Genomic DNA, 23,501 nt, shown 5'->3' with positions numbered 1-23,501 from the left:
GTCAGGGCTTCTTCGCGGCCGGTGTGGTGGCCGACACATTACGGAGGGCGCCGGATGCATCGGCGGGCTGTTCCTTGTCACGCGGTCTCTTGATGCCCACGTTGACGGTGAAGTCATAGACTTTCTTGACGTCTTTGCCCTGCCCGACATTGGCGGACCGGATTTCGATCAGGTCCGGTCGCTCCAGCCAGGGTGAGCTGTTGCCAAGGTTGCGCAACAGTTCGGAGACCCGCTCATTCGACTGTGCATAGCCCATGATGGCGACGCGCTGGTTTTCCTGTTTGAAGCCCCGAAGGTAGATACCTTCCGGCACCTGTTTGACCAGTTCATCCATCAGGTAAACCGGCTGGTTGCGATCGCTTTGCAAATCTTCAACGGCCTGCTGGCGGGCCTTCAACGCTTCGATTTCCTGCTTCAGCGTGTTGATTTCCTTGATCTGCCCGTCGAGCTTCGTGTTTTCAGCCTTGATAAAGTTGTTGCGCTGGGTCTGATTGGCAATCTGTGCCGCAATCACGCCGCCGACACCGAGGACAATCGCAAAGCCCATGATGGACGACAAGGCCAGCAGGCGCAGGAATGCCGCCTTGCGCTGTTTGCGTTTTTCCTCGCGATGAGGAAGGAGATTAATACGTACCATTAGTCAAACCTCCGCATGGCAAGTCCGCATGCCACCAGATACGACGGCGCCTCGGCACGCAACTGCTTTTCCCGCACATTGGAGGCGAGTTGCATTCCCTTGAAAGGGCTGACGACGGAACTGGAAATTTTGGTACGTTCGGCCACGAGTTCTACCAGGCCGGGGATGATTGCGCATCCACCGGCAAGGAATATCTGGTCGATGTGGGTATAGGGTGTGGATGTGAAGAAAAACTGGATCGCGCGGGTCACTTCCAGCGCTGCATTTTCCATGAAAGGCTGTAGCAGTTCGCGTTCGAAACCTTCAGGTAGTTCACCTGCCCGCTTTTTAGATTCGGCCTCCTCAAACGACAGGCCGTAGGCGCGAACAATGTCCTGGGTCAGCTGATTGCCGCCGAACGGCTGCTCGCGCTCATAAATCGTCTGGCCATCCTGCAGCATGGAAACATGGGTCACCTGGGCGCCGATCTGGAACAAGGCGACGATCTGCCCGTGGCCACCCTTGGGCAGTTGGGCGGTGATCCGGTCGAGCGCGGCACGAGCCGCATAGGACTCGATATCCATGACCATCGGTTTCAGCCCTGCCGATTCGGCCACCGCTACACGGTCTTCCACTTTTTCCTTGCGTGTGGCGGCAATGAGCACGTCGACATCTTCCGGTGCGTTTTCCGCGATACCGATCACATCGAAATCCAGACTGACCTCATCGAGCGCAAACGGAATATACTGGTTTGCCTCACTTTCAACCTGTACTTCGAGTTCGTCTTCCGACAAACCGGCGGGTAAAATGATCTTCTTTGTGATGACAGCTGCAGGCGGCATGCCGAGTGCAACGTGTTTTGCCCGCGTACCGCTTTTTTTCCAGACGCGCCTTACCGCTTCGGAAACCTGTTCAATGTTTTCAATATTGCCGTCGACAACAGCGCCGCGTGGCAAGGGTTCACTGGCAAAGCGTTCCAGGCGAAACTCGTTTTTGCCCAGATCGGACAGTTCGACGAGTTTGACGCCCGAGGTGCTGATATCCAGGCCGATCAACGGTGGATTCTTCTTGCCGAGCAATAGTCCGAGATCTATGGCCAAGGGTGGTACTCCCCGAAAATGTGGTTTATTGCGTGAACGCACCACTTATTTGAATGTCGAAATCGGCGAACCATAGTACGGTTCGCGAAAAAAAGCGTTTAAAAACCTGTATTTAGGTGATAAATATCCAACGTTACATTAAATCGTAGCAATAAGGATCAGGCAGTGTAAAGGGATTTCCATGGAGTAATTTGTAAATCCGTTGCCAATTGCCCACGTTGTACAAATGTTACCTGTGGAAAATAATTGATATTTTACTAATATCGGGCCAAATTGCCCACCGTTATAATTCGCAAGCCTATTTTTTTCTTTTAAGTATCCAGCATGTCTCAATCCAATACCGCAGGTGGCACCCCCAAAGCGCCCGCAAAGCGCTCCTCTCCCCTGATTCTTCGACTGCTGCTTGGCACCATCGGCGTGGGACTGGGCCTGCTGGTTGCCGGCGCCCTGATCCTCGGCTTTGCGCTGTCGATGGCGTATCCGAACCTGCCGCCGCTGGACGCCATCACCGATTACCGACCGAAAATTCCGCTCCGGATTTTCTCAGCGGACAATGTCCTGCTCGGCGAATTTGGTGAAGAGCGCCGTACGCTGGTACGCATCAATGATGTGCCCGACATCATGAAAAAGGCGGTGCTGGCCATCGAGGACGACCGCTTCTTCGACCATGGCGGCGTGGATTACACAGGTATCGCGCGGGCCGCCCTGCATAACCTGACCAGCAATTCAAAACAGGGCGCATCGACGATCACGCAGCAGGTAGCACGCAATTTTTTCCTGTCGAGCGAGCAGACCTTCAAGCGCAAGGTGTATGAAATACTGCTGGCATACAAGATCGAACAGAATCTGAGCAAGGATCAAATCCTTGAGATCTACATGAACCAGATCTACCTGGGGCAGCGCGCTTACGGCTTTTCGTCGGCCGCCCAAATCTATTTCGGCAAGAACCTGTCCGATATCACGATTGCAGAAGCCGCGATGCTTGCCGGCCTGCCGAAGGCACCATCCGCTTACAATCCGGTCGCCAATCCCAAGCGCGCTCGCACACGCCAGCAATATATTTTGCAGCGCATGCTGCTGCTTGGTTATATCTCTCAGGAAGATTACGAGAAAGCCAAGGATCAGGTACTGAAGGTGAAGACTTCCAGCGGCGAATTCGGCCTGCATGCGGAGTACGTTGCCGAGATGACGCGCCAGCTGGTGTATGAGCAGTTCAAGGAAGAGACCTACACCCGCGGCCTGAATGTCTACACCACCATCACCAAGGCAGATCAGGATGCCGCTTATCTGGCCCTGCGCCGCGGCGTGATGGATTATGAAAAGCGCCATGGCTATCGCGGTCCGGAAGCGTTCATGGACATCCCGTCGAACAAGGAAGAAGCCGAAGACGCCATCGAGGTGGAACTCGCCGAGCATCCGGACAGTGACGACATTGTCGCTGCCGTCGTGCTGGAGGCATCGCCCAAGCTGGTCAAGGCAATGCTCTCTTCAGGCGAAGAAATTGAAATCAGCGGCACCGGCCTGAGCTTTGCCGCCAACCTGCTGAGCGACAAGGCGCCGCCGGCACGACGCGTCAAACGCGGCGCCATCATTCGCGTAATGCAGGAAAACAAGGCCTGGACCATTACCCAGATGCCGGAAGTCGAGTCCGCGTTTGTAGCTGCCAATACTGAGGATGGCGCAATCCGCGCGCTGATCGGCGGTTTTGATTTCAACCGCAACAAGTTCAACCACGTCACGCAGGCTTGGCGCCAGCCGGGCTCTTCCTTCAAGCCATTTATTTATTCGGCGTCACTGGAAAAGGGTTTGTCGCCAGCCACACTCATCAATGACGGACCGCTCAGTTTCGATGCGGGGCAAACCGGTGGCCAGGCGTGGGAACCGAAGAACTATGATGGCAAGTATGATGGCCCGATGACCATGCGCAAGGGTCTGACGAAATCGAAAAACATGATTTCGATCCGTATCCTACACAAGATCGGCGCCAAATACGGTCAGGAATATGCGACCCGCTTCGGCTTCGATGCGGACAAGAATCCGCCTTACCTGACGCTGGCGCTCGGTGCCGGTGCGGTCACACCATTGCAGATGGCCGGCGCGTATTCAGTGTTTGCCAACGGCGGCTACAAGGTGAGCCCGTACATCATTTCCAAGGTGACCGACAGCGCCGGTCAGATACTGTCGCAGGTGACACCGGCGCGTGCAGGCGAGGATGAAAACCGGGTGATCGATGAGCGCAATGCCTTCCTGATGGACAGCATGCTCAGGGACGTTGTCAAGCACGGTACCGCGACGCGTGCGCTGGTGCTCAAGCGGCCCGACATCGCCGGAAAAACCGGCACCACCAATGACTCCTTTGACGCATGGTTTGCCGGCTACACACCGAAGATTGTCGGCATCGCATGGATCGGTTTCGACCAGCCAAAGAACCTGGGCAACCGGGAAACCGGCGGCGGCCTCGCTTTGCCGATCTGGATCAGTTACATGCAGAAAGTCTTGAAAGATGTTCCTGTCGAGGAACGCGCGGTGCCAGAAGGCGTGATCCAGGTTGCGAACGAGTATTACTATGCTGAAAACCCGCCAGGTACGGGTGTACGTAGTCTGGGCCTGAACGAAACACCGCAGGGAGAGGAAGAAAAAGCGAAGGATGAAGTGAAGAACGAACTGTTCTGACCACCGTTTCAAGGCTTTAAAACCTCACCGCTGCAATCAGTTACAAGACTGCAGCGGAATTAAACCGAAGCTGGCTATGCTCGCTTCGGTTTTTTTACGCCTTGAGCACCAGCGGTACGCCACCCTGCTCGCTGACAATACGCGAAAGTGCCGAAAACAATTCCGAGCCATCCCGCGTATTAATCCATTTGCCATTTTCATTGCGGTAATGGAATCCCCCCGACTTGGCGGCGACCCACATTTCCCGCATGGGTGCCTGGCTGTTGACGATCACCTTCGAACCGTTGTCGACAAATTCAATCTCCAGCACGTTGCCGCTGCGGCTGCACTCCACATCCAGGTCACTGTCGTTGGAAGCGTTCTCCAGTGCGGACTCGATACTGTTGAGCGTCTGTTCGGCCAGCGCCTGGAATTCGGTTTCTGTCATGCTACACTCCAATGAGTTTGATTAACCGTGATTCTAATCGTGAAGTCTGTTCAATATATTCTGGCGCTCGCCGCCGTGGCTTGGGCGGTTGCCGGCTGCGGCCAGAAAGGCCCGCTCTACATGCCGGATCAGCCAAGCCAGCCGGTCCAGGTCGCCCCGCCGCCGGTCCTGCAAACGCCGCCAGCGCTACCGACTACTTCTCAATAAGCCGAGCCTTCGTCCCTTTTATGTCGCATTTTTCTTATAAAAACGGCGTGCTTCACGTCGAAAACACGCCGCTTTCTGCTATCGCCCAAGAGTTCGGCAGTCCGACCTATGTGTATTCGAAAGCGGCCCTGGTAGAAAATTTCTCTGCCTACGCGGATGCCTGCAAAGCCAATGGCCGCGACGCGTCGACTGCCCTGGTGTGCTACTCCGTCAAGTCGAATTCCAACCTCGCCGTGCTTAACTTGCTCAGCCGCCTGGGGTCAGGCTTTGACATTGTGTCCGGCGGTGAATTGCTGCGGGTGATCGCAGCCGGCGGCGATCCGCGCAAGGTGATTTTCTCCGGCGTCGGCAAGACGCACGAAGAGATGCGCCTGGCTCTCTCGCATGACATCCTGTGCTTCAACGTGGAGTCGACTGCCGAGTTGCAGCGCCTGAACGAAGTGGCCGGCGAGATGGGCAAGCAGGCGCCGATTTCGTTGCGGGTCAACCCCAATGTCGATGCCAAGACTCACCCGTATATCTCGACCGGACTGAAGGAAAACAAGTTCGGCATCGCTTACGACGAAGCCCTGACCGCTTACCGGACCGCAGCCACCCTGCCGCACATCCGCGTGGTTGGCATCGATTGCCATATCGGCTCTCAACTGCTGGATGACGCACCATTGCTGGAAGCGTTCGACCGCCTGACCGAACTGGTCGATCGTCTCGCCCATGAAGGTATCCACCTGCATCATCTCGACATTGGCGGCGGCATTGGCATCAACTACAACGGTGACAAGCCGGTGGCGGTTGGCGACTACCTGTCGCGCCTGTTTGCAAGGGTCGACAAATGGCGGCTGCACCAATACAAGAGTGCCCCGATCCAGGTACTGTTCGAACCGGGCCGCTCCATCGTCGGCAATGCCGGCGTGTTGCTCACTCAGGTCGAATACCTGAAGCACGGCGAAGCCAAGAACTTCGCCATCGTGAATGCGGCGATGAACGACCTGATGCGTCCGGCGATGTATGAAGCATGGCATGGCGTGCAACCGGTGGTACAGCGCGCCGCCGTTGCCAAGACTTACGACGTGGTCGGGCCGGTGTGCGAATCCGGTGACTGGCTTGCGCGCGAACGTGCATTGGCAATCGAGCAAGGCGATTTGCTGGCGATCATGTCGGCTGGCGCTTATGGCATGACCATGTCGTCCAACTACAATACGCGCGGCCGTGCTGCCGAGGTCATGGTCGATGGCGACAAGCTGCACCTGATTCGCAAACGTGAAGCTGCAAGCGAGTTGTTTGTACTGGAGTCGCAACTACCCTGATTTGTCCTTGCGGTGGAAGCTAAGTCGGCGCCGGATTCATCCGGCGCTTTTGCATTCTGGGCTTGAGAATGTTGAAATACACCCGCGCCAGCAGCAGGATGACGACAATCGAACCGAACAAGACAGGCTGGGAAAAATCGTTCTTGCCAGCCTTCATCCACCAATAATGCAGAATGCCCAATGGTGCGATCAGGTAGATCAGACGGTGCAGCCATTGCCAGCGCTTGCCGCCCAGTCGTCGCACCATCGCATTGGTGCTGGTGACCGCCAGCGGAATCAGCAACAGAAAAGCGGTAAATCCTACGGTGATGAAAGGACGTTTGACCACGTCTTTTAGCATTTCATCGATGTCGAAGAAGTGGTCGAACCACAGAAAAGTCGTGAAATGCAGCGTTGCATAAAAGAAGGCGAACAGGCCCACCATGCGACGCAACTTGATCAGCCAGTTCCAGTTCGTGACACGCCGTAGCGGCGTGATCAGCAAGGTCAGGCACAGGAAGTACAGCGTCCAGTCGCCGGTATTGCGGGTGATGAACTCAATCGGATTGGCACCGAGCCGGTCGGTAAAGCCAAACAGTACCAGCCGCACCAGCGGCCCCAGCGCAGCAACGAAGAGTACGGTCTTCAGCAGGGTAATTTGTTTTGCACCGGGATTAAAATTGAGCATGCTTGCCACCATTTCGCCGCCGCCAGCGGCGACACAGACATATTTTCATATTGCCGTGACGTCCCCATTGCGGAGCGCACGATGCGACACCACAGCGCCCGATCGGCGCGATGAACTCAGAAGAACTTTTTCAAGTCCATGCCGGTGTAAAGTGACGCGACGTCGTTGTACCCATTGAACATCAGCGTTTTGCGCTTCCGGGTGAGGAAGCCGTCTTCGCCAATGCGACGTTCGGTCGCCTGTGACCAGCGGGGGTGGTCAACGTCGGGATTGACGTTGGAAAAAAAGCCGTACTCCTGCGGCGCTGCAAGATTCCATGCGGTGCGCGGCTGGTCCTTGGTGAAGCGGATCTTGACGATCGACTTGGCAGACTTGAAGCCATATTTCCAGGGCACGACAATGCGCACCGGGGCACCATTCTGGTTGGGCAGAACTTCTCCATACATGCCCACGGTCAGTAGCGTCAGAGGATGGTTGGCTTCGTCCAGACGCAAGCCTTCCGTATAGGGCCATTCGAGCACGGGGCTGCGCAAACCGGGCATTTGCTTCTTGTCGCTCAAGGTCACGAATTCCACATACTTCGCGTTACCGGTGGGCTCGACCTTTTTGATCAGCTCCGACAAGGAATAGCCGACCCAGGGAATCACCATCGACCAGCCTTCGACGCAGCGCAAGCGATAGACGCGCTCTTCCAGAGGCGCGAGCTTCAGCAAGCCGTCGAGGTCGATCGTCATCGGTTTCTTGACTTCCCCTTCGATAGCAACGGTCCAGGGACGCGGCTTCAGTGTGCCGGCATTTTGCGCCGGGTCGGCCTTGTCGGTGCCAAACTCGTAGAAATTGTTGTACGTCGTCGCATCCTTGTACGCGGTCTGCTTGTCCATGACGACGAAGGAAGGATTGGTCTTGGCGGCGAGTTTCGGGGCACCGGCGGATTGCGCAAATGCCTCACGCATTGCCATCTCAGCCAGGGCGCCACCGGCAATCGAGCCGAGCGCCAGTTGTTTGATGAAGCTGCGGCGCGATTCGAATATCGCGCGCGGGGTAATTTCGGAGCCGAACGGGATGTCGATGCCGTTCGGATTACGTTTTATTAACATGGCTGCTCCGTGGTGGGACGAAATTGTCAGTTTTGTCTGTTTTGACAGGCACAACCTTACAACAATTTCGCCAACCGCCCCGGGAGCGGCCAGATTACAAGGCGCCGTAGGAGTGCAGGCCCGAAAGGAACATATTGACGCCGAGGAAAGCGAAGGTGGTGATCAGCAAGCCGACCAGCGCCCACCAGGCGGCAACCTGGCCGCGCAGGCCCTTCATCAGGCGCATGTGCAACCATGCCGCGTAGTTAAGCCAGACAATCAGCGCCCAGGTTTCCTTGGGATCCCAGGACCAATAGCCACCCCAGGCTTCCGCAGCCCAGAGCGCGCCGAGGATGGTGGCGATGGTGAAGAAAGCGAAGCCGACGGCGATCGCCTTGTACATCACATCGTCCAGTACTTCCAGTGGCGGCAGGCGATCTGCCAGCATACCCTTCGATTTCAACAAGTAGGCAATCGCCACCATTGCCGCCAGTGAGAATGTACCGTAACCAATGAAATTGGCGGGCACATGAATCTTCATCCACCAGCTTTGCAACGCCGGCACCAGCGGCTGGATTTCCGACGCTTCGCGGCTGATCGTGTACCACAGCAGGAAACCGACAGCGGCGGAGATTACCAGCAGCACGAAGGGGCCGAGCTGACGGGTTGCGTACTGCTCCTCGTAATACAAATAAAACAGTGCCGTGATCATGCAAAACAGGATGAACACTTCATACAGGTTGGAGATCGGGATATGTCCGATGTCAGCACCGACCAGATAGGATTCGTACCAGCGCACCAGCATACCGGTAAAGCCAAGAATTACCGCAGCCCAACACAGCTTGCTTCCGACTGAACCGCCAAAATCGGACCGGGTCACCAGACCGCCCCAGTAAAACAGGGTAGAGAGGAAAAACAAGGTGCTCATCCACAGAATGGCGGATTGGCTGGACAACGCATATTTCAGGAAAAACTTGCTGTTCGCCGCATCCAGGGAGCCACCGTACAAAGCGATCGCCGTCAATGCAAGAATGGCCAGCACCGCCATCAGCCAGCGCACCGGTTTCCATTGCCAGCCAAGCCAGGCAAAGGTTGGTGCGGACAGCAGCAGGACCCCTTTCTCGTAAGGATCCATATAACTGCCGAAGCGATTAAACGCAAACAGCGCGCCGGCCAGCAGCAAGGCGCCGTATATCCAGTCGACGATACCGAGCCGCCGGAAGAAACCGGGAGGCGGTGTATAAATAGTGCTTTGTGTCAGGTCCATGGTCTTTCTCCGTCGCGTCCGGCGGCAATGTTGCCGGGTCCGGACGTTTTTCTTGCTAGCGGGACAGGTTGCCCTGTTCAATTCATGTCTTTACTGGCGATGTGTTCAGCATAGATTAAAGCGGCTTCACCAGTTGTGCTTTCAGTGCCTCGAACTCCTTTTCAAAGTCGAGTGTCTTGCGCTGCGAACTCATCGCCATCAGTGCATTGGTGCGTCCCTGCTCGTCTGGCTTCAGCCAGACCCACAGCCGACGCTCCCGAATATAGAACATCGAGAACACGCCAAGCGTGAGCAACAGGCAACCGAGATAGACCACCTTCTTGCCCGGAGACCTCGTCACCTGCAGAACCGATGCCTTGACTTCGTCAAACTCGCGCATCTGCAAGTAAACCGGTGCTCCGTAAAAAGACGCATCCGAAATAGCGTTGGTTGCCAGTTGCAGGAAACGTGCATGCTTTTCATCCGGCGCAACTTCCTTCAAGCCATCTTTTACCCGTGCGGCTTGCCATAACTCCCACATGCTGCCGTTGAGAATCTTCATGAAGATTTCGGCGGCCTTTTCCTGATCTTCCGAAGGTACGCGCTCCAGGAAGCGCGATACCGCGAGATAACCGGACTCCTTGCCGTCCCCGGCAAAGATTTCGAGCCCGCGCGACGCGGAGCGCTGCAGCTGCTCGCGCAATGCCTCGGCGTTTTCCCTGGATGCCGGCATGGCTTGCCGGGCATATCGCTTCGCCGCTTCGAGTCGCAATTCCGGATTGAACACCGCTGCGCGCACCCGCATCCATTCTTCGACCGTATCGTTGTCATCGGCCGGTATACGCAGATAGCGGAAGGCTTCTGCCGGTGTTTCGCGCATGCCGGTCAGAAATACATAGCTGCCGTCGACTTCCACCGGCTGCATGTAATTGTGATATTCACGTGCCTGGCCATTTTTGTCGCGCAGTTTGTACTGGACGCTGGGTCCAACGTTCTTCAGGTCCTTGTTATTCGGATTCTTCGCCGCCGAACCAAGCTGTTTGTCGAGGCCTGCGGTTAATTTCTCATTAAAGCTTTTGTTCGCGTTCACCGCGCGGACGTCCTGACCGCCCTGTGCCATGTTTTCCACGTTGAAAGGACGGAAACCGGTCCATTCGATGCTGTATTCCGAACCTTTGTCGCTGGTGAGTGGCGTTGAACTGCCGATCTCACCGGAGAGGGAAAACGACTGATTTCGTCCACCGATCATTGTGTAGCCACCCAGCTTCAGCCGGCTGCCGCCATCATCGAAACTAGACTGGTACACGGCGATACCCTTGTAGATCAGCGGTTCATTGACCTTAATCGTCGACTCGAAAGTCTTGCCGGTTTCCAGGTCACGCACGATGACCTCGCTGGCAAACAATTTGGGCATGCCAGTCGAGTAATGCTCAATGACAAACTTTTTCAGCTGGATGGAAAACGGTAGTTCCTGCACAAGGATACCGCTTTGCTGAGGCAGGATTGCGGTATTGGCGGTGCCGCCTTCCGGGATAAAGGTATTGCCGCGGAAGGTCGGGTTACCGACGCCGAGGCGGTGCTGGGCTGGAATCTCGGCAATGATTCCGCTGCCACCAAACGGCGTCTTGCCGCCAAACCATTGCTGGAAGCGGATCGGAAGGTCGGAATCGAGCAACCCGCCGACGCAAATGATGACGATGGCGCTATGAGCAAAAATATATCCCCATTTGTTGGCGGCGCCCTGCTTGGCCGCAATCAGCACCCCGCCGTCCTTGTCGACCACCTTGACTTTATAACCGCCGTGCGCGATACGCTGTGCAAGCTGTTGCGTGAAACCAGTCAGCGGCAGCGCACTGCTCCACTCGGCTTTGTGATGAAAATTCCGTAACGACTGTTCGCGCACATTTTCACGCCAGCTGCGCATGTCCTTCAGCATCTTTGGCGCATTACGGATAATGCACAATGATGTCGACATGACCAGGAAGGCCATGATGAGCAGAAACCACCATGCCGAATACACCGCATACAGTCCAAGCTTGCCAAAGACTTCAAACCAGAACGGTCCGAACTGGTTGACATAATTTGGCATGGGCTCATTCTGCTTGAGAACGGTACCGATGACCGATGCAATCGCGATCAGGGTTAGCAGGCTGATCGCGAAGCGCATGGAAGAAACCAGTTCCACCGCATCGCTGAGCCAGCGACGTTTAGTTTTCAGTTGCAACCCGGAGGTGGTGACGCTCATGAACGTATCTTTACTTTCAAAACAAAACCAGAACAAAATCAAAACAAAGGGGGTGGCATCTGCCACCCCCTCCGCTTTTATATTTTGATTTTATCTTTTGCTTTTATACTGCTGTTTTCCGATTATCTCAGACCGGCGATATAGTCTGACACAGCTTGGATTTCATCGTCGGACATGCGCTTGGCAATGGTCACCATTTGCGGACTGTTCTTGCGAGCACCGCCACGGAAGCTGATCAGCTGAGCAGTTGTATAGTCCTGATGCTGGCCACCCAGGCGTGCAAACTGGGCGGGGATACCGGCACCGTTCGGGGCGTGGCAACCAGCGCAAGCCGGGACGTTCTTTTCAGCGATACCGGCCCGATAAATCTTCTTTCCAAGCTCAACCGTGTCCTTGTTGCGGGCTGCGCCCGGCTTTTGCTGTTGCTTGTCGAGGAAAGCGGCAACATTCTTAATGTCCGCATCGCTCATTGCTTTGGCGATTGGCGTCATGATCGGATTATTGCGCTGCGGGGTCTTGAAATCGCCGAGTTGCTTGGCGATGTATTCGGCGTGCTGACCGGCGAGCTTGGGATTCTGGGAAATGGTCGAATTGCCTGCTGCGCCATGGCAGGCCACACAGGCAGTAATATTGCGGGAAGCATCGCCGCTCGTATAGAGCGCTTCACCTTTGGCAGGATCCGCCTTGGGCGCTTTTTGTTCTTCCGCAGCATAGGCCACGGAGGAAACTGCCAGGATCGCAACAAACAAGGACTTCACAAACGGTAAAAACGCACGGTTCATTCAAACACCCTGAGACTTGATATTAAAATTCTGGCCTGTAGCGGCGGTTTTTTAGCGCCTGCATGTCGTCCGGCGCGATTTTTTTCAGTATTCAGCGCCCGCATACAGGGGTGGCGCCCTATTGCAGAGCAACACACATAACCTCTTATTGTACAATAGGTTTTTGCTGTTTTTACTTCCCTTCCTGCATTTTCTCTCCGGCACCCCACTTCCTATGTCACTACTTTGGCAAGCCCGCTTTTTCACCACGGTGAACCACCTTCGCGATTTGCCAAAGACGCAAGTTCCCGAAATTGCCTTCGCCGGCCGCTCCAACGCCGGCAAGTCCACCGCGCTCAACATCCTGTGCAACCAGAAAAAACTGGCCTTTGCATCCAAGACACCCGGCCGGACCCAGCACATCAATTACTTTTCGATTGGCGGAGCCCATGTAGGCCAGCACCGCAAGGACCCGACCAATGTCGAGGAAATTCGCGCCTTGCTGGTTGACTTGCCGGGCTACGGCTATGCCGAAGTATCGGGCGATGCAAAACTGCACTGGCAGGAACTGCTCGGCGATTATGTGCAGCGCCGGGAACAACTTGCCGCGCTGGTACTCATCATGGATTCGCGGCGCCCCTTCACCGATCTTGACGTGCAGATGCTGGAATGGTTTGCCCCGACCGGCAAGCCTATCCACTGCCTTCTGACCAAGGCCGACAAACTGAATCGCAATGAAGCGGCCAATGCGCTGCGCCAGGCGCGTACCGTCCTCGGCAGCTACGTCGACGCGGAGGGCCAACCGTTTCCGTTCACGGTGCAGATGTTCTCGGCTCTCAAGCGCACAGGACTCGACGAAGCGAATGACAAGATCCTTGAATTGCTGGGACTGACGGAAAATGAATTGGATGCGGAAGCGGATCCTGAACAAACCGATCAGCAAGATGGCAGCGCAAGCGTATGACGGACAAAGCAAACGCGCAAAAAAAACCCTGGAGAAAGGGGAAGATCTCCAGGGCAGTAACGCCTTATCGCTAATGCCACGATAGGCCCCGCTCAGGGAGGAGAAGCGGGAGGTGAATGATCACCTATTGCTAAGATAGGATCAGCGCCGGAAAAGTTTCATCGAATCGTATAAAGTTTGTTCACTCCATTTATCCCATTCATTTCACCGTTACCGGTTATTCACCATGCCCCAGTCGCCTTTGAATCCCCAGTTTCCCGCCATCCGGATGCGCCGCATGCGCAAGGATGCCTTTTCCCGCGCGATGATGCGCGAAAACGTCGTCACTACCAGTGACCTGATTTACCCGGTTTTTATTCTTGAAGGAAAGAACCAGCGCGAACAGGTCTCGTCGATGCCCGGCGTTGAGCGCCTGTCGGTCGACTTGCTGATGGCGGTGGCCGAAGATTGTGTCGAACTCGGCATCCCGGTGCTCGCCTTGTTCCCGGTGATCAATCCTTCGCTGAAAACACCGGATGGCATCGAAGCTCTCAACCAGGAAGGCCTCGTTCCTCGCGCCGTACGCGAACTCAAGCAGCGTTTTCCAGAACTCGGGATCTTGACCGACGTCGCGCTGGATCCCTATACCAGCCATGGCCAGGATGGCGTACTGAATGCTGACGGCTATGTACTGAATGATGAAACAAAAGAAATTTTGGTAAAGCAGGCGTTGGTGCAGGCAGATGCGGGCGTTGACATCGTCGCGCCCTCCGACATGATGGACGGCCGGATTGGTGCTATTCGCGCCGGGCTGGAAAGCCAGGGCCATATCTACACCCGCATCATGGCCTACTCGGCCAAGTACGCATCGGCGTTTTATGGTCCTTTCCGTGATGCGGTCGGTTCTGCGGCGAATCTTGGCAAGGGTAGCAAGGCGACGTACCAGATGGATCCAGCCAACACTGACGAAGCCCTGCGTGAAGTCGCGCTTGATCTCGCCGAAGGCGCCGACATGGTGATGGTCAAACCAGGCATGCCTTACCTCGATATCGTGCGGCGCGTGAAGGATGAATTCAAGGTCCCGACGTTCGCGTATCAGGTCAGCGGCGAGTACGCAATGATCAAAGCCGCAGCGCAAAATGGCTGGCTCGACCATGACAAAGCGATGATGGAAGCGATGCTGTCATTCAAGCGCGCCGGCGCTGACGGTGTGCTGACCTATTTTGCGCGCGATATCGCCCGGCATTTGCACCTGGCTTGATACCCCCGTTGCGGCGCTTCTTTTGAGCGCCGCATGATGCTTCCTGCCGGAAATCCGACGATCCCTTCTAATTCCGTCCATTCCATTCCTTTGTCGTTTCGTTACCATTGCCTGAAAGATCAGCCTTTCGGCGAACGGAGACAGCGATGCAGGAAAAAGTCATCACCCTGGCCACCCCGATTTTCTTTCTTCTGATATTTATTGAATATCTGGTTGGGGTGGTCCGGCGGCGCAATACCTACCGGCTCAATGATGCGATCAATAGCCTGAGTCTTGGCGTACTCAGCCAGGTAAGCGGCGTCTTCATGCAACTGGTACGTATTGGTATTTATGCCTGGATGGTGGAACATGTCGCACTATTCACACTGTCGCCTGACAGCATCTGGGTATGGATATCGGCCTTGCTGGTCTATGACTTCTGCTACTACTGGCTGCATCGCATGGGCCATGAAGTCAATGTGCTATGGGCTGCACACGTGGTGCATCACCAGAGCGAGCAATACAATCTGACCACAGCATTGCGACAAACCAGCAGCGGCGCGATCCTTGGGTGGATCTTTTACCTGCCGATGGCCTTACTAGGCTTCCCGGTCGAAGTCTTCGCCATTGTCGCGCTGATTGACCTGCTCTATCAATTCTGGGTCCATACCGAACAGGTTGGGCGGCTTGGCTGGTTTGATCGTGTCTTCGTGTCGCCGTCCAATCATCGCGTGCATCACGGCGTCAACGACATTTACCTGGACAAGAACTACGGCGGCATGCTGATCCTGTGGGACCGGCTGTTCGGCACCTTTATCGAGGAACGTGATGACGAAAAGATCGTCTACGGAACACGCAGCCCCTTACGTAGCTGGAATCCATTCCGGGCTAACCTCGAAGTCTATAAAGCCATTTCAGTCGATGCATGGCGGACAAGCCGGCTACGCGACAAGCTCAGGATATGGATCGCGCCTCCGGGGTGGAGACCGCAGGATGTCGCGGCAAAGTGGCCTTCATCTCCGTTTGACATCGGTCGTCCCTTGTACGACCCGGCACTGAATCGTGCTGAACTTGTGTATTGCATTGTCCAGTTTGCAGTGGTGCTGCAAGTAACAACGCACTTTCTGCTTGAGTACGCTACCATGTCGTTCGCCGAACGCGCCGGCTATGCGCTGTGGTTAGCGGCCGGCCTATGGATTGTCGGCGGCTTACTGGAACGGCGTGCAAGTTACGTCGCACTGGAAGCAATCCGGTTGACCGGCACCGCAGCCGGCATACTGGCCACCGGATTTTGGTTTGGCGATGTACTGCTTCCGTTGTGGGTGCGGCTAAGTATTGCCGGATTCGCCGCATGCTCGTTGCTATCGCTTTGGCTCATCTTTAAACAATCGCTATCCACGCATGGATATTTTTCACATCAATAGCAACACCATCAGCCACTTAAGCGATTCTCATGCAGCATTGCCATCACAGGGTTTTCTGTGGATTGATGCAACACACGAGGAAGTTGGTGCCGACATACATGCATGGCGTGATGCGGTCGAACGGCATACAGGTGTGCATATCTATGATCCACACCTGACGGACGCGATTAATCTTGGTCATCCTTCCTATTTCGATTCGACGCAAGACTATGCGATGGTGGTCTTTCGCAAGCTTGCGCTAGATGGAAGCAGCGATCAGGTCAAGACAGAAGAAAACACTGCAATCAAACGAAAAATCCCACCGGCGCTGACCAAGCTGGCAACCCGGCCGGTCACCTTCATGCTGATGGACAATGCGCTGGTGACGGTACATGCAGCCAAGAGCCGCACGGTCGAAACCGTCCGCACGCGCATGCTGGAACAGCGCCAGCGACAGAATGGCACTGGCAATGCCGGACGTCTCCCGCATTTGCCGGAGGAGTTAATGCTTCGCCTGCTGAATGCAATGGTCGACCAGTACCTTGATCTCCGGCAGCCGCTGACTGGTCAGATCGATCGCTGGCAACGCGCCCTGCTCAATCCGCGCAGTCCCTTCAATGACTGGACAGCACTGCTTGATGCACGTATCGAATTGCGTAAGCTTGATCACCTGTGCGAAGGGCAACGAGACGCGATGCAGGAATTGCGTGATTACCTGGTGGATAACCATGATGCGGCAGACAATAGCCGCAGCAGGGATCTGCTGCTGGTACGTTTGAACGACGTCATGGAACACATCACCCGCGTTCTCAATCACGCCCAACGTCTCGAGTCGACCATTGAATCGGCGGTACAGATTCACTTCTCCGCGATGGCGCATCGGACCAGCGAAATCATGCGCACACTGACCGTGATCACAGCGTTATTCATGCCGCTGACGTTGATCACGGGAATTTTCGGCATGAACTTTGCCGACATGCCCCTCTTGAGGGATAAGTTCGGCTTCTGGATGACGATGGGAATGATGGCGACCATTGTCGTGATCCTGCTCTTTCTTTTCCGTCGCAAGCGCTACCTTGATGATAAGTCTTGGGAAGACGGACACTGAGAGAAGCCGCAAAACAAAAAGCGCTCCGGGGAGCGCTTTTTGTTTCATGCCGAATACCTGAGCCTTACTTGTTCGGCTGTGGCGTAAGACGCAGATAGGGACGTGGTGCGGTGTAGCCTTTCGGGTACTTTTGCTTGATGACTGCTTCATCCTGGACCGTCAGCGGGATGATCACATCATCACCGTCACGCCAGTTACCCGGTGTTGCAACCGAATAGCCATCCGTCAACTGCAAGGCGTCGATCACGCGCAATACCTCGTCAAAATTACGACCGGTGCTCATTGGATAGGTAATGATCAGTCGTACCTTCTTTTTCGGATCAATGACGAAGAGCGAACGCACCGTCGCGCTCTCTGACTGGTTCGGATGAATCATGTCGTATTGCAATGCAACTTTCTTGTCTGCATCCGCAATGATCGGGAACCCGACAACAGTCTGTTGTGTTTCTTCGATGTCCTTGATCCACTGGATATGCTTGTCGGCCGGGTCGACCGACAGGGCAATGGCTTTTACATTGCGCTTGTCGAATTCGGGTTTCAACTTTGCGGTCAGTCCCAACTCGGTAGTGCAGACCGGCGTGAAATCGGCGGGATGAGAAAACAAGACAACCCAGGAGTCGCCGGCCCATTCGTGAAACTTGATTTTCCCAATTGAAGAATCTTGCTCAAAATCCGGCGCGGTATCGCCAAGACGTAATGTCATCGCAGTCTCCCGAAAATTATTGAACGGATAATATAGACCGTTGTTATTTTTAATACAAGGATAGAGTTGTCAGGTTCTTATACTTGATTTGTTATAACTGTTGGCATTCCGGCGTGGCTCAGGACCCCGACGCGGACTTCAGGGAGATCAGAAATTTATCGGCATTTTGATAGCCGATCACTCTGCTGCCGCTGACTTCCTTTCCATTCTTGTCGAAGAAAATAATGCCCGGCGGTCCGAACAGTCGGAAACGCTTGAGCAAGGCCTTGTCGTCGACGTTATTGGCCGTCACGTCCGCTTGCAACAAGACCATATCGGCAAACTGCGCCTGAACACGCGGATCGGAAAAAGTCAGCTTTTCCATTTCTTTGCAGGAGATGCACCAGTCTGCATAGAAATCAAGCATGACTGTTTTTCCCGCTGCCTTGGCAATCGCGGCATCAAGGTCGGACTCGGACTTTACGCGGATGAACTGCGTCTGATGACTGCCCCCGGCGCTTAATTGGGCCAGCGGTGCGAGAGCATCGCGCCCACCGGTGGCAAGGCCGACCAACTGGATCATTCCAAGGCCGACAAACAGGACGGCAAAAGCTTTCGCAGCCCATCCATGGCGCTTTGCGCCAAGCAGGTAAAGGCCATAGCCAAGGCCCAGTACAGCCCAGCCCAACATCGGAGCCCAGCCAGGAATGACAGGAGCAACAATCCACAGTGCCAGGGCGAGCATCAGCACGCCAAAGAAGAACTTGACTGACTGCATCCAGGCGCCGGCACGTGGCAGCAGGGTGCCGGCCGAGACACCGACCAGCAGCAACGGCACGCTCATGCCGACAGCCATCGCAAAGAGCGCACCACCGCCGATCAGGATATTCCGGGTTTGGCTAATATAGAGCAAGGCACCGGCCAGTGGCGCCGCAACGCAGGGACCGACAATCAGGGCGGATATTGCGCCCATGGCGAAGACGCCAGCCAGCTTGCCACTGGCCTGGCGGCCGGATGCAGAGGACAGACGGGACTGGAGGGCAGCGGGCACCTGAAGCTGATAGACGCCGAACATGGAGAGTGAAAGCACAATCATCAGCAGCGCGAATGCGCCAAGTACCCAGGGATTCTGCAAGGCGGCGGACAAGCCCTCTCCCGCGAGGCCGGCAGCGACGCCCAGTGCGGTGTAGACAAGCGCCATGCCGAGCGAATACGCGCCTGAAAGCATCAGCCCCCGGCGTCGGCTGGTGGGAGCACCGTCGCCGACAATGATGGACGACAGGATGGGCACCATCGGTAGTACACAAGGCGTGAAGGACAGACCGACGCCCAAGAGCAGAAACAGCGGAAGGATGGCAATCAGTTTGCCGCTTTGGAGCGACGCCTCGATGCGGCCCATCTCGGAATCCGGCAGCGCGGATGTGCCGGATTCCGAGACGGCGGCGCTGGATATCATTGCCGGATCGCGTGCACCGGTAATTGCGGTCAACAAGCCACCACCTTGTGGCGATAGTTGTACCTTGGACTCCATTGGCGCATAGCAAAGCCCCTGGTCTGCACATCCCTGCGACATGACGGTAAGCGTAAACCCTTTGTCCGCTTCGACAGGAAGCGTAATGGCAAGTGTATTCCGGTAGGTTTCGACGTTTTTCTGGAAGGTCTCATCAAACTTGACCTTACCTTGGGGAAGTACCGGCGTACCAAGGGTTGCCCCCTCAGCTTGGAAGCTGAAACGCTCGCGGTACATGTAATAACCGTCGGCGATCTTGAACGTCACCTCGGCGGTCTTCGGATCAAGCATGCGAGCTGCGAACTGGAAGGCTTTCTCCGGCTCCAGAAAGTCGTCCGCTGCGCGTACTGAATGGGTCAGTGTCAGCATCAATAGCACGCAAAGGCTAAAAGCCCACCGGCGGACATTGATGCTCCGTTCAGATTTGTCGAACTGCTTAAACATCTACATCTTTCCTTGTCTCGTCGGCAATCCAGCTCAGGTAAGCAGGTAAACCGGCGGAAATCGGTATTGCAATAATCTCGGGCACATCGTAGGGATGTTGTGCGCCTATCGCGCGTTCGATTTCAGCGTAATGCCCACGGGTCGATTTGATAAGCATAGTCACTTCCCCCGCGTCCTCAATCGAGTCCTTCCATCGATATAGGGAACGAACTGCTGGCAGAATGTTGACACAAGCAGCCAGTCTTTGCTGCAGCAAGCCGCGAGCAATCGCTTCCGCGGTTCCCATATCGGGGACATTACTGAGCACCAATAAAGCTTCAGGCATATTCATAGTCGTAGTTTGTATCGGAACCTGACACTATTTCAAAAGCCGGCGACGGGTAAGGATGGTGGCGAGATAAAAGCTCCCTATGCAATAGACGAGCAGGACGGCGACATCGGTGAGCGGTGTAGCGGGCCAGTTGCCAAGCAGAAGTGGCCGTATCAGCCTGACGGCCGCACCAAGTGGCAGAATGTTTGCAAAGATCTGCAACCAAGGCGGCAACTGGCTCGTCGGGTAATACACGCCGGAAAGAAAAACCATGGGCGTCAGGGCCAGCGTAAAGTAATAGGTAAAAAAATCATAACCCTTCGCCAGCGCGTTGACGATCAGGCCCAGCGACGCAAAGGTCATTCCAATCAAAAATAACAGCGGCGGCACCACGAGCACCTGTGGATGCAGGCCAATGCCGAGCAGGAAGATCACCATCAGGATGGCAATGCCGGAGAATAGCGCCTTGGTTGCCGCCCATAGCATTTCGGCCAGAACTACATCGTCCAGCGCAATCGGAGCATTCAGCAGCGCTTCCCAAGTCTTTTGCACATGCATTCGCGAGAATGCCGAGTACAAGGCTTCAAATGAAGCCGCCATCATCACGGACATACATATCGAACCAGACGCCAGGAATTGTATATAGGGGATGCCGTCCACGGTCTGCAGAAGGCTACCCAGCCCATAACCGAATGCAATCAGAGTAATCAATGGATCGGCGATATTACCCAGCACACTCGCGACAGCCAGCTTTTTCCAGACAAGAAAATTACGCTTCCATATAGGCAGGAAGCGGGTCGAGAAGGCAGGCAGACGGTAGACAGCGCTCATTCAGTCCCTCATTTCGCGGCCAGTCAGCTTCAGAAACAAATCTTCGAGATTGGCAGGACGGTGCAGGTAGCGCACACCATGCATCCGGTGCAAACTCCCGAGCAAGGGTTGAGCATCGTTGGTATAACAAAAAATGGTTTCACCACTTACTTCCATTCGCGCCGCCTTGATACGGCCTTGTGCCTCGGCCCATGCTGTCGCGTTATCGCCATAAACTTCGACCACCTCCGCCTCAATATGTTGCCCAATGAGATCGCGCGGCGCACCTTCGGCAATCATGTGACCGTGATCGATGACGGCAAGCCGGTCACATAGACGTTCTGCTTCATCCATGAAATGGGTAGTGAGGACGATTGTTTTTCCCTCGTTTAGCAAGGCCTTGAGGCGCTCCCAAATCATGTGACGCGCTTGCGGATCGAGGCCGGTCGTTGGTTCGTCCATGAAGATGATAGCCGGGTTGTTTACCAACGCGCGCGCAAGGGTAAGACGGCGCTTCATCCCGCCGGATAATTCGCTAATCTGTGCATCCTTTTTGGCAGCGAGATTGGCGAATTCGAGCAAGCCTGGAATCCGTTCTAGGATTTCGGTGTCTCGCATGCCAAAGTAACGGCCAAATACCAACAGGTTTTCGGCAACGGTGAAGTCCGGATCCAGATTGTCGGCTTGTGGAACGACCCCCACGCGCAGTCGGGCGGCGCGCGCTTCCTGTGGCACGCGTTTGCCGACTAACCGAATTTCTCCGCTATCCGGTTCTGTCAGACCCAGGCATAGACGCAAGGTAGTAGTCTTACCCGCGCCGTTTGGTCCGAGCAGGCCGTAGCACTCGCCACGTTGCAGATAAAACGATAAACCGTCAACAACGAGCGTTTTGCCGGACCCATTACCGTATGACTTACGAAGATCATTAACCGCCAGAATATCGGAATCGTTCATGCGCTTACACGGAACCAGGAATGCAGCCATCTTGCCACAAACGAAAAAGCTTTATTTTTCAGGCTCGTGGAAAGAAAAAAGCCAGGCTATGCCTGGCTTTTTTATCGAAACTTTTGTCGTTAGCGACAGCGTACCGTTCAATTACTCGGCGGTCTGAACTTCTTCAGCGTCGCTGACTTCCGGACGGTCAACCAGTTCAACGAACGCCATCGGCGCGTTGTCACCCTGACGGAAACCCATTTTCAGGATACGCAGGTAACCACCGTTACGGTTTGCATAACGCGGGCCGAGTTCGGAAAACAGCTTGCTTACGATTTCGCGATCACGCAGACGGCTGAAAGCCAAGCGCTTGTTCGACAGATTGTCGGTCTTGCCCAAAGTCAGGATTGGCTCAACAACGCGGCGCAGTTCCTTTGCTTTTGGCAGTGTGGTCTTGATTGCTTCATGACGCAGCAGGGAGACGGTCATGTTGCGGAGCATCGCTAGGCGGTGCGACGAGGTACGATTCAGTTTACGAAGGCCGTGACGATGGCGCATGGTATTTCCTTTCAGTTTTTGAGTTTAAGTCCAGCTCTTCTATCGACAGACCAGAGTCAACGTCTGTTGCGGGCCGGTAAATGTTTAATAACGCACTAATGTGCAATCACCAGATAAAACAACTACTGAACTACGTTTGCGTTTCTACTTTTTTGTTTCGCCCGCCGACAGCAAGCGAATTGCGGTCGGGGATATAGCAGGAGCGGCATTATAACCGCTCTCCGTTAGAATTACTTCTCAAGACCAGCTGGCGGCCAGTTTTCGAGCTTCATGCCGAGCGTCAGCCCCCGCGATGCCAGAACTTCCTTGATTTCGTTCAAGGACTTACGACCAAGGTTCGGGGTCTTCAGTAGTTCGTTTTCGCTGCGCTGGATCAGGTCGCCGATGTAATAAATGTTTTCGGCTTTCAGGCAGTTTGCGGAACGGACTGTCAATTCCAGATCGTCGACCGGACGCAGCAGGATTGGATCCACCGACGGCGCACGTGAAGGCGCTTCGGCAGCAGCTTCTGTACCTTCCAGGGCAGCGAACACGTTGAGTTGGTCGACCAGAACACGCGCCGATTGGCGGATCGCTTCTTCCGGCGTAATAACGCCGTTGGTTTCGATATTGATGACCAGTTTATCGAGGTCAGTACGCTGTTCCACACGAGCCGATTCAACGGCATAGGAAACGCGGCGGACCGGGGAAAACGATGCGTCAAGGATAATGCGACCGATAGTTTTATTTGCGTCTTCGGAAAGACGGCGAACGTTACCGGGAACATAACCACGCCCCTTCTCGACCTTGATCTGCATGTCCAGCTTGCCACCTGCAGTCAGGTGAGCGATGACGTGCTCAGGATTGATCAGCTCAACGTCGTGCGGCAAGTCGATATCCGATGCCAGGACCGCACCTTCGCCGTCTTTCTTCAGGGTCAGGGTGACTTCATCGCGATTATGCAGTTTGAAAACCACGCCTTTGAGATTAAGCAGCATATCGACCACGTCTTCCTGTACGCCGTCGAGCGATGAGTATTCGTGTACGACACCGGCAATCGTCACTTCGGTTGGCGCATAACCAACCATGGACGATAGCAGCACGCGACGCAGTGCGTTACCGAGCGTGTGACCATAGCCGCGCTCAAACGGCTCCATGACGACCTTAGCGTGGCCGGAACCGAGTGCTTCAACTTCAATAATACGGGGCTTCAACAGACTGTTTTGCATGAAATGTCCTTTTCAATACCCTCGGCTCGT

22 protein-coding genes are annotated in these 23,501 nt (G+C 55.2%); 7 read left to right on the top strand and 15 right to left on the bottom strand.

All coding sequences use genetic code 11. The annotated features are described in order from the left end of the window. Position 1: 1 nt before the first annotated feature. Complete coding sequence (locus tag ASE07_RS05260; RefSeq protein ID WP_057289762.1) at positions 2 to 637, bottom strand: PilN domain-containing protein; 636 nt, start codon at positions 635 to 637, stop codon at positions 2 to 4. Beyond that, a complete protein-coding gene (locus tag ASE07_RS05255) occupies positions 637 to 1,716 on the bottom strand; it encodes a pilus assembly protein PilM (protein ID WP_057289761.1) in 1,080 nt (359 codons plus the stop codon). The genes ASE07_RS05260 and ASE07_RS05255 overlap by 1 nt, the downstream gene beginning before the upstream one ends. Positions 1,717 to 2,040: 324 nt before the next feature. Between ASE07_RS05255 and ASE07_RS05250 the strand changes: the two genes are divergently transcribed. After that, positions 2,041 to 4,389, top strand: coding sequence for a penicillin-binding protein 1A (locus tag ASE07_RS05250; protein WP_057289760.1), 2,349 nt, complete (start codon positions 2,041 to 2,043; stop codon positions 4,387 to 4,389). A 94-nt stretch (positions 4,390 to 4,483) separates the two neighbouring features. Here the strand turns inward: ASE07_RS05250 and cyaY are convergent, their stop codons facing one another. Further along, a complete protein-coding gene (gene cyaY / locus ASE07_RS05245) occupies positions 4,484 to 4,816 on the bottom strand; it encodes an iron donor protein CyaY (RefSeq protein ID WP_057289759.1) in 333 nt (110 codons plus the stop codon). A gap of 39 nt (positions 4,817 to 4,855) precedes the next feature. Here cyaY and lptM point away from each other — a divergent pair, with 39 nt between their 5' ends. Beyond that, positions 4,856 to 5,023 (top strand): LPS translocon maturation chaperone LptM, encoded by a 168-nt coding sequence (gene lptM, locus ASE07_RS27955; protein WP_200960886.1) that lies wholly within the window; start codon positions 4,856 to 4,858, stop codon positions 5,021 to 5,023. A 20-nt stretch (positions 5,024 to 5,043) separates the two neighbouring features. After that, the gene (lysA, locus tag ASE07_RS05240) at positions 5,044 to 6,327 is read left to right on the top strand and encodes a diaminopimelate decarboxylase (protein ID WP_057289758.1); all 1,284 of its coding nucleotides are present in this window, start codon (positions 5,044 to 5,046) and stop codon (positions 6,325 to 6,327) included. Between the two features lie 19 nt (positions 6,328 to 6,346). Here lysA and ASE07_RS05235 read toward each other — a convergent pair whose 3' ends face one another. From ASE07_RS05235 to ASE07_RS05215, 5 genes are all read right to left on the bottom strand, one after another. Next, complete coding sequence (locus ASE07_RS05235) at positions 6,347 to 6,994, bottom strand: sulfite oxidase heme-binding subunit YedZ (protein WP_057289848.1); 648 nt, start codon at positions 6,992 to 6,994, stop codon at positions 6,347 to 6,349. A 116-nt stretch (positions 6,995 to 7,110) separates the two neighbouring features. Further along, positions 7,111 to 8,091, bottom strand: a complete 981-nt coding sequence (msrP, locus tag ASE07_RS05230; RefSeq protein WP_057289757.1) for a protein-methionine-sulfoxide reductase catalytic subunit MsrP — start codon at positions 8,089 to 8,091, stop codon at positions 7,111 to 7,113. Between the two features lie 94 nt (positions 8,092 to 8,185). Further along, a complete protein-coding gene (ccsB, locus tag ASE07_RS05225; protein ID WP_057289756.1) occupies positions 8,186 to 9,337 on the bottom strand; it encodes a c-type cytochrome biogenesis protein CcsB in 1,152 nt (383 codons plus the stop codon). Positions 9,338 to 9,452: 115 nt separating this feature from the next. After that, entirely contained in the window at positions 9,453 to 11,561 is a 2,109-nt protein-coding gene (locus ASE07_RS05220; RefSeq protein WP_057289847.1) for a cytochrome c biogenesis protein ResB, read from the bottom strand. Positions 11,562 to 11,683: 122 nt separating this feature from the next. Next, positions 11,684 to 12,343 carry a c-type cytochrome gene (locus ASE07_RS05215; protein ID WP_057289755.1) on the bottom strand — a complete coding sequence of 220 codons (660 nt, stop codon included), beginning with the start codon at positions 12,341 to 12,343 and terminating at the stop codon, positions 11,684 to 11,686. Between the two features lie 214 nt (positions 12,344 to 12,557). On the opposite strand from ASE07_RS05215, the gene yihA reads away from it, so the two are divergent. The 4 genes from yihA (at position 12,558) to ASE07_RS05195 (ending at position 17,016) form a co-directional block, all read left to right on the top strand. Next, positions 12,558 to 13,286: a ribosome biogenesis GTP-binding protein YihA/YsxC gene (gene yihA, locus ASE07_RS05210; protein ID WP_057289754.1), complete on the top strand. Its 729-nt coding sequence runs from the start codon at positions 12,558 to 12,560 to the stop codon at positions 13,284 to 13,286. A 226-nt stretch (positions 13,287 to 13,512) separates the two neighbouring features. Then, positions 13,513 to 14,526 (top strand): porphobilinogen synthase, encoded by a 1,014-nt coding sequence (gene hemB, locus ASE07_RS05205; RefSeq protein WP_057289753.1) that lies wholly within the window; start codon positions 13,513 to 13,515, stop codon positions 14,524 to 14,526. Positions 14,527 to 14,672: 146 nt separating this feature from the next. Next, positions 14,673 to 15,929 carry a sterol desaturase family protein gene (locus ASE07_RS05200; RefSeq protein ID WP_057289752.1) on the top strand — a complete coding sequence of 419 codons (1,257 nt, stop codon included), beginning with the start codon at positions 14,673 to 14,675 and terminating at the stop codon, positions 15,927 to 15,929. Continuing rightward, positions 15,907 to 17,016 (top strand): magnesium transporter CorA family protein, encoded by a 1,110-nt coding sequence (locus tag ASE07_RS05195; RefSeq protein WP_057289751.1) that lies wholly within the window; start codon positions 15,907 to 15,909, stop codon positions 17,014 to 17,016. Before ASE07_RS05200 ends, ASE07_RS05195 begins: the two co-directional genes overlap by 23 nt. 64 nt (positions 17,017 to 17,080) lie before the next feature. Here ASE07_RS05195 and ASE07_RS05190 read toward each other — a convergent pair whose 3' ends face one another. The 7 genes from ASE07_RS05190 to ASE07_RS05160 all read right to left on the bottom strand — a co-directional run bounded on the left by ASE07_RS05190 (position 17,081) and on the right by ASE07_RS05160 (position 23,471). Continuing rightward, the gene (locus ASE07_RS05190; protein ID WP_057289750.1) at positions 17,081 to 17,719 is read right to left on the bottom strand and encodes a peroxiredoxin; all 639 of its coding nucleotides are present in this window, start codon (positions 17,717 to 17,719) and stop codon (positions 17,081 to 17,083) included. Between the two features lie 118 nt (positions 17,720 to 17,837). Continuing rightward, positions 17,838 to 19,652: a protein-disulfide reductase DsbD gene (gene dsbD / locus ASE07_RS05185; protein ID WP_057289749.1), complete on the bottom strand. Its 1,815-nt coding sequence runs from the start codon at positions 19,650 to 19,652 to the stop codon at positions 17,838 to 17,840. Next, positions 19,645 to 19,977, bottom strand: a complete 333-nt coding sequence (cutA, locus tag ASE07_RS05180; protein ID WP_057289846.1) for a divalent-cation tolerance protein CutA — start codon at positions 19,975 to 19,977, stop codon at positions 19,645 to 19,647. Before cutA ends, dsbD begins: the two co-directional genes overlap by 8 nt. 33 nt (positions 19,978 to 20,010) lie before the next feature. Continuing rightward, positions 20,011 to 20,793 carry an ABC transporter permease gene (locus ASE07_RS05175; RefSeq protein WP_057289748.1) on the bottom strand — a complete coding sequence of 261 codons (783 nt, stop codon included), beginning with the start codon at positions 20,791 to 20,793 and terminating at the stop codon, positions 20,011 to 20,013. Beyond that, a complete protein-coding gene (locus tag ASE07_RS05170; protein WP_057289845.1) occupies positions 20,794 to 21,726 on the bottom strand; it encodes an ATP-binding cassette domain-containing protein in 933 nt (310 codons plus the stop codon). 141 nt (positions 21,727 to 21,867) lie between these two features. Beyond that, positions 21,868 to 22,263, bottom strand: coding sequence for a 50S ribosomal protein L17 (gene rplQ / locus ASE07_RS05165; RefSeq protein WP_057289747.1), 396 nt, complete (start codon positions 22,261 to 22,263; stop codon positions 21,868 to 21,870). Between the two features lie 230 nt (positions 22,264 to 22,493). Next, positions 22,494 to 23,471: a DNA-directed RNA polymerase subunit alpha gene (locus ASE07_RS05160; RefSeq protein ID WP_057289746.1), complete on the bottom strand. Its 978-nt coding sequence runs from the start codon at positions 23,469 to 23,471 to the stop codon at positions 22,494 to 22,496. Positions 23,472 to 23,501: the final 30 nt, after the last annotated feature.

The sequence above is a fragment of the Noviherbaspirillum sp. Root189 genome, assembly GCF_001428545.1.
Lineage (GTDB): Bacteria > Pseudomonadota > Gammaproteobacteria > Burkholderiales > Burkholderiaceae_D > Noviherbaspirillum.
The sequence above is the reverse complement of the archived record's forward strand: the minus strand, read 5'-3'. Positions and strand labels throughout refer to the sequence as shown.

Coding starts and splice junctions, on each gene's coding strand:
- ASE07_RS05260 (WP_057289762.1), bottom strand. CDS start 637: ATGGTACGTATTAATCTCCTTCCTCATCGCGAGGAAAAACGCAAACAG.
- msrP (WP_057289757.1), bottom strand. CDS start 8,091: ATGTTAATAAAACGTAATCCGAACGGCATCGACATCCCGTTCGGCTCC.
- cutA (WP_057289846.1), bottom strand. CDS start 19,977: ATGCCTGAAGCTTTATTGGTGCTCAGTAATGTCCCCGATATGGGAACC.
- ASE07_RS05175 (WP_057289748.1), bottom strand. CDS start 20,793: ATGAGCGCTGTCTACCGTCTGCCTGCCTTCTCGACCCGCTTCCTGCCT.
- ASE07_RS05160 (WP_057289746.1), bottom strand. CDS start 23,471: ATGCAAAACAGTCTGTTGAAGCCCCGTATTATTGAAGTTGAAGCACTC.
- ASE07_RS05215 (WP_057289755.1), bottom strand. CDS start 12,343: ATGAACCGTGCGTTTTTACCGTTTGTGAAGTCCTTGTTTGTTGCGATC.
- ASE07_RS05250 (WP_057289760.1), top strand. CDS start 2,041: ATGTCTCAATCCAATACCGCAGGTGGCACCCCCAAAGCGCCCGCAAAG.
- ASE07_RS05220 (WP_057289847.1), bottom strand. CDS start 11,561: ATGAGCGTCACCACCTCCGGGTTGCAACTGAAAACTAAACGTCGCTGG.
- ASE07_RS05235 (WP_057289848.1), bottom strand. CDS start 6,994: ATGCTCAATTTTAATCCCGGTGCAAAACAAATTACCCTGCTGAAGACC.
- ASE07_RS05170 (WP_057289845.1), bottom strand. CDS start 21,726: ATGAACGATTCCGATATTCTGGCGGTTAATGATCTTCGTAAGTCATAC.
- ccsB (WP_057289756.1), bottom strand. CDS start 9,337: ATGGACCTGACACAAAGCACTATTTATACACCGCCTCCCGGTTTCTTC.
- dsbD (WP_057289749.1), bottom strand. CDS start 19,652: ATGTTTAAGCAGTTCGACAAATCTGAACGGAGCATCAATGTCCGCCGG.
- ASE07_RS05190 (WP_057289750.1), bottom strand. CDS start 17,719: ATGACATTACGTCTTGGCGATACCGCGCCGGATTTTGAGCAAGATTCT.
- ASE07_RS05195 (WP_057289751.1), top strand. CDS start 15,907: ATGGATATTTTTCACATCAATAGCAACACCATCAGCCACTTAAGCGAT.
- cyaY (WP_057289759.1), bottom strand. CDS start 4,816: ATGACAGAAACCGAATTCCAGGCGCTGGCCGAACAGACGCTCAACAGT.
- ASE07_RS05200 (WP_057289752.1), top strand. CDS start 14,673: ATGCAGGAAAAAGTCATCACCCTGGCCACCCCGATTTTCTTTCTTCTG.
- hemB (WP_057289753.1), top strand. CDS start 13,513: ATGCCCCAGTCGCCTTTGAATCCCCAGTTTCCCGCCATCCGGATGCGC.
- lysA (WP_057289758.1), top strand. CDS start 5,044: ATGTCGCATTTTTCTTATAAAAACGGCGTGCTTCACGTCGAAAACACG.
- rplQ (WP_057289747.1), bottom strand. CDS start 22,263: ATGCGCCATCGTCACGGCCTTCGTAAACTGAATCGTACCTCGTCGCAC.
- yihA (WP_057289754.1), top strand. CDS start 12,558: ATGTCACTACTTTGGCAAGCCCGCTTTTTCACCACGGTGAACCACCTT.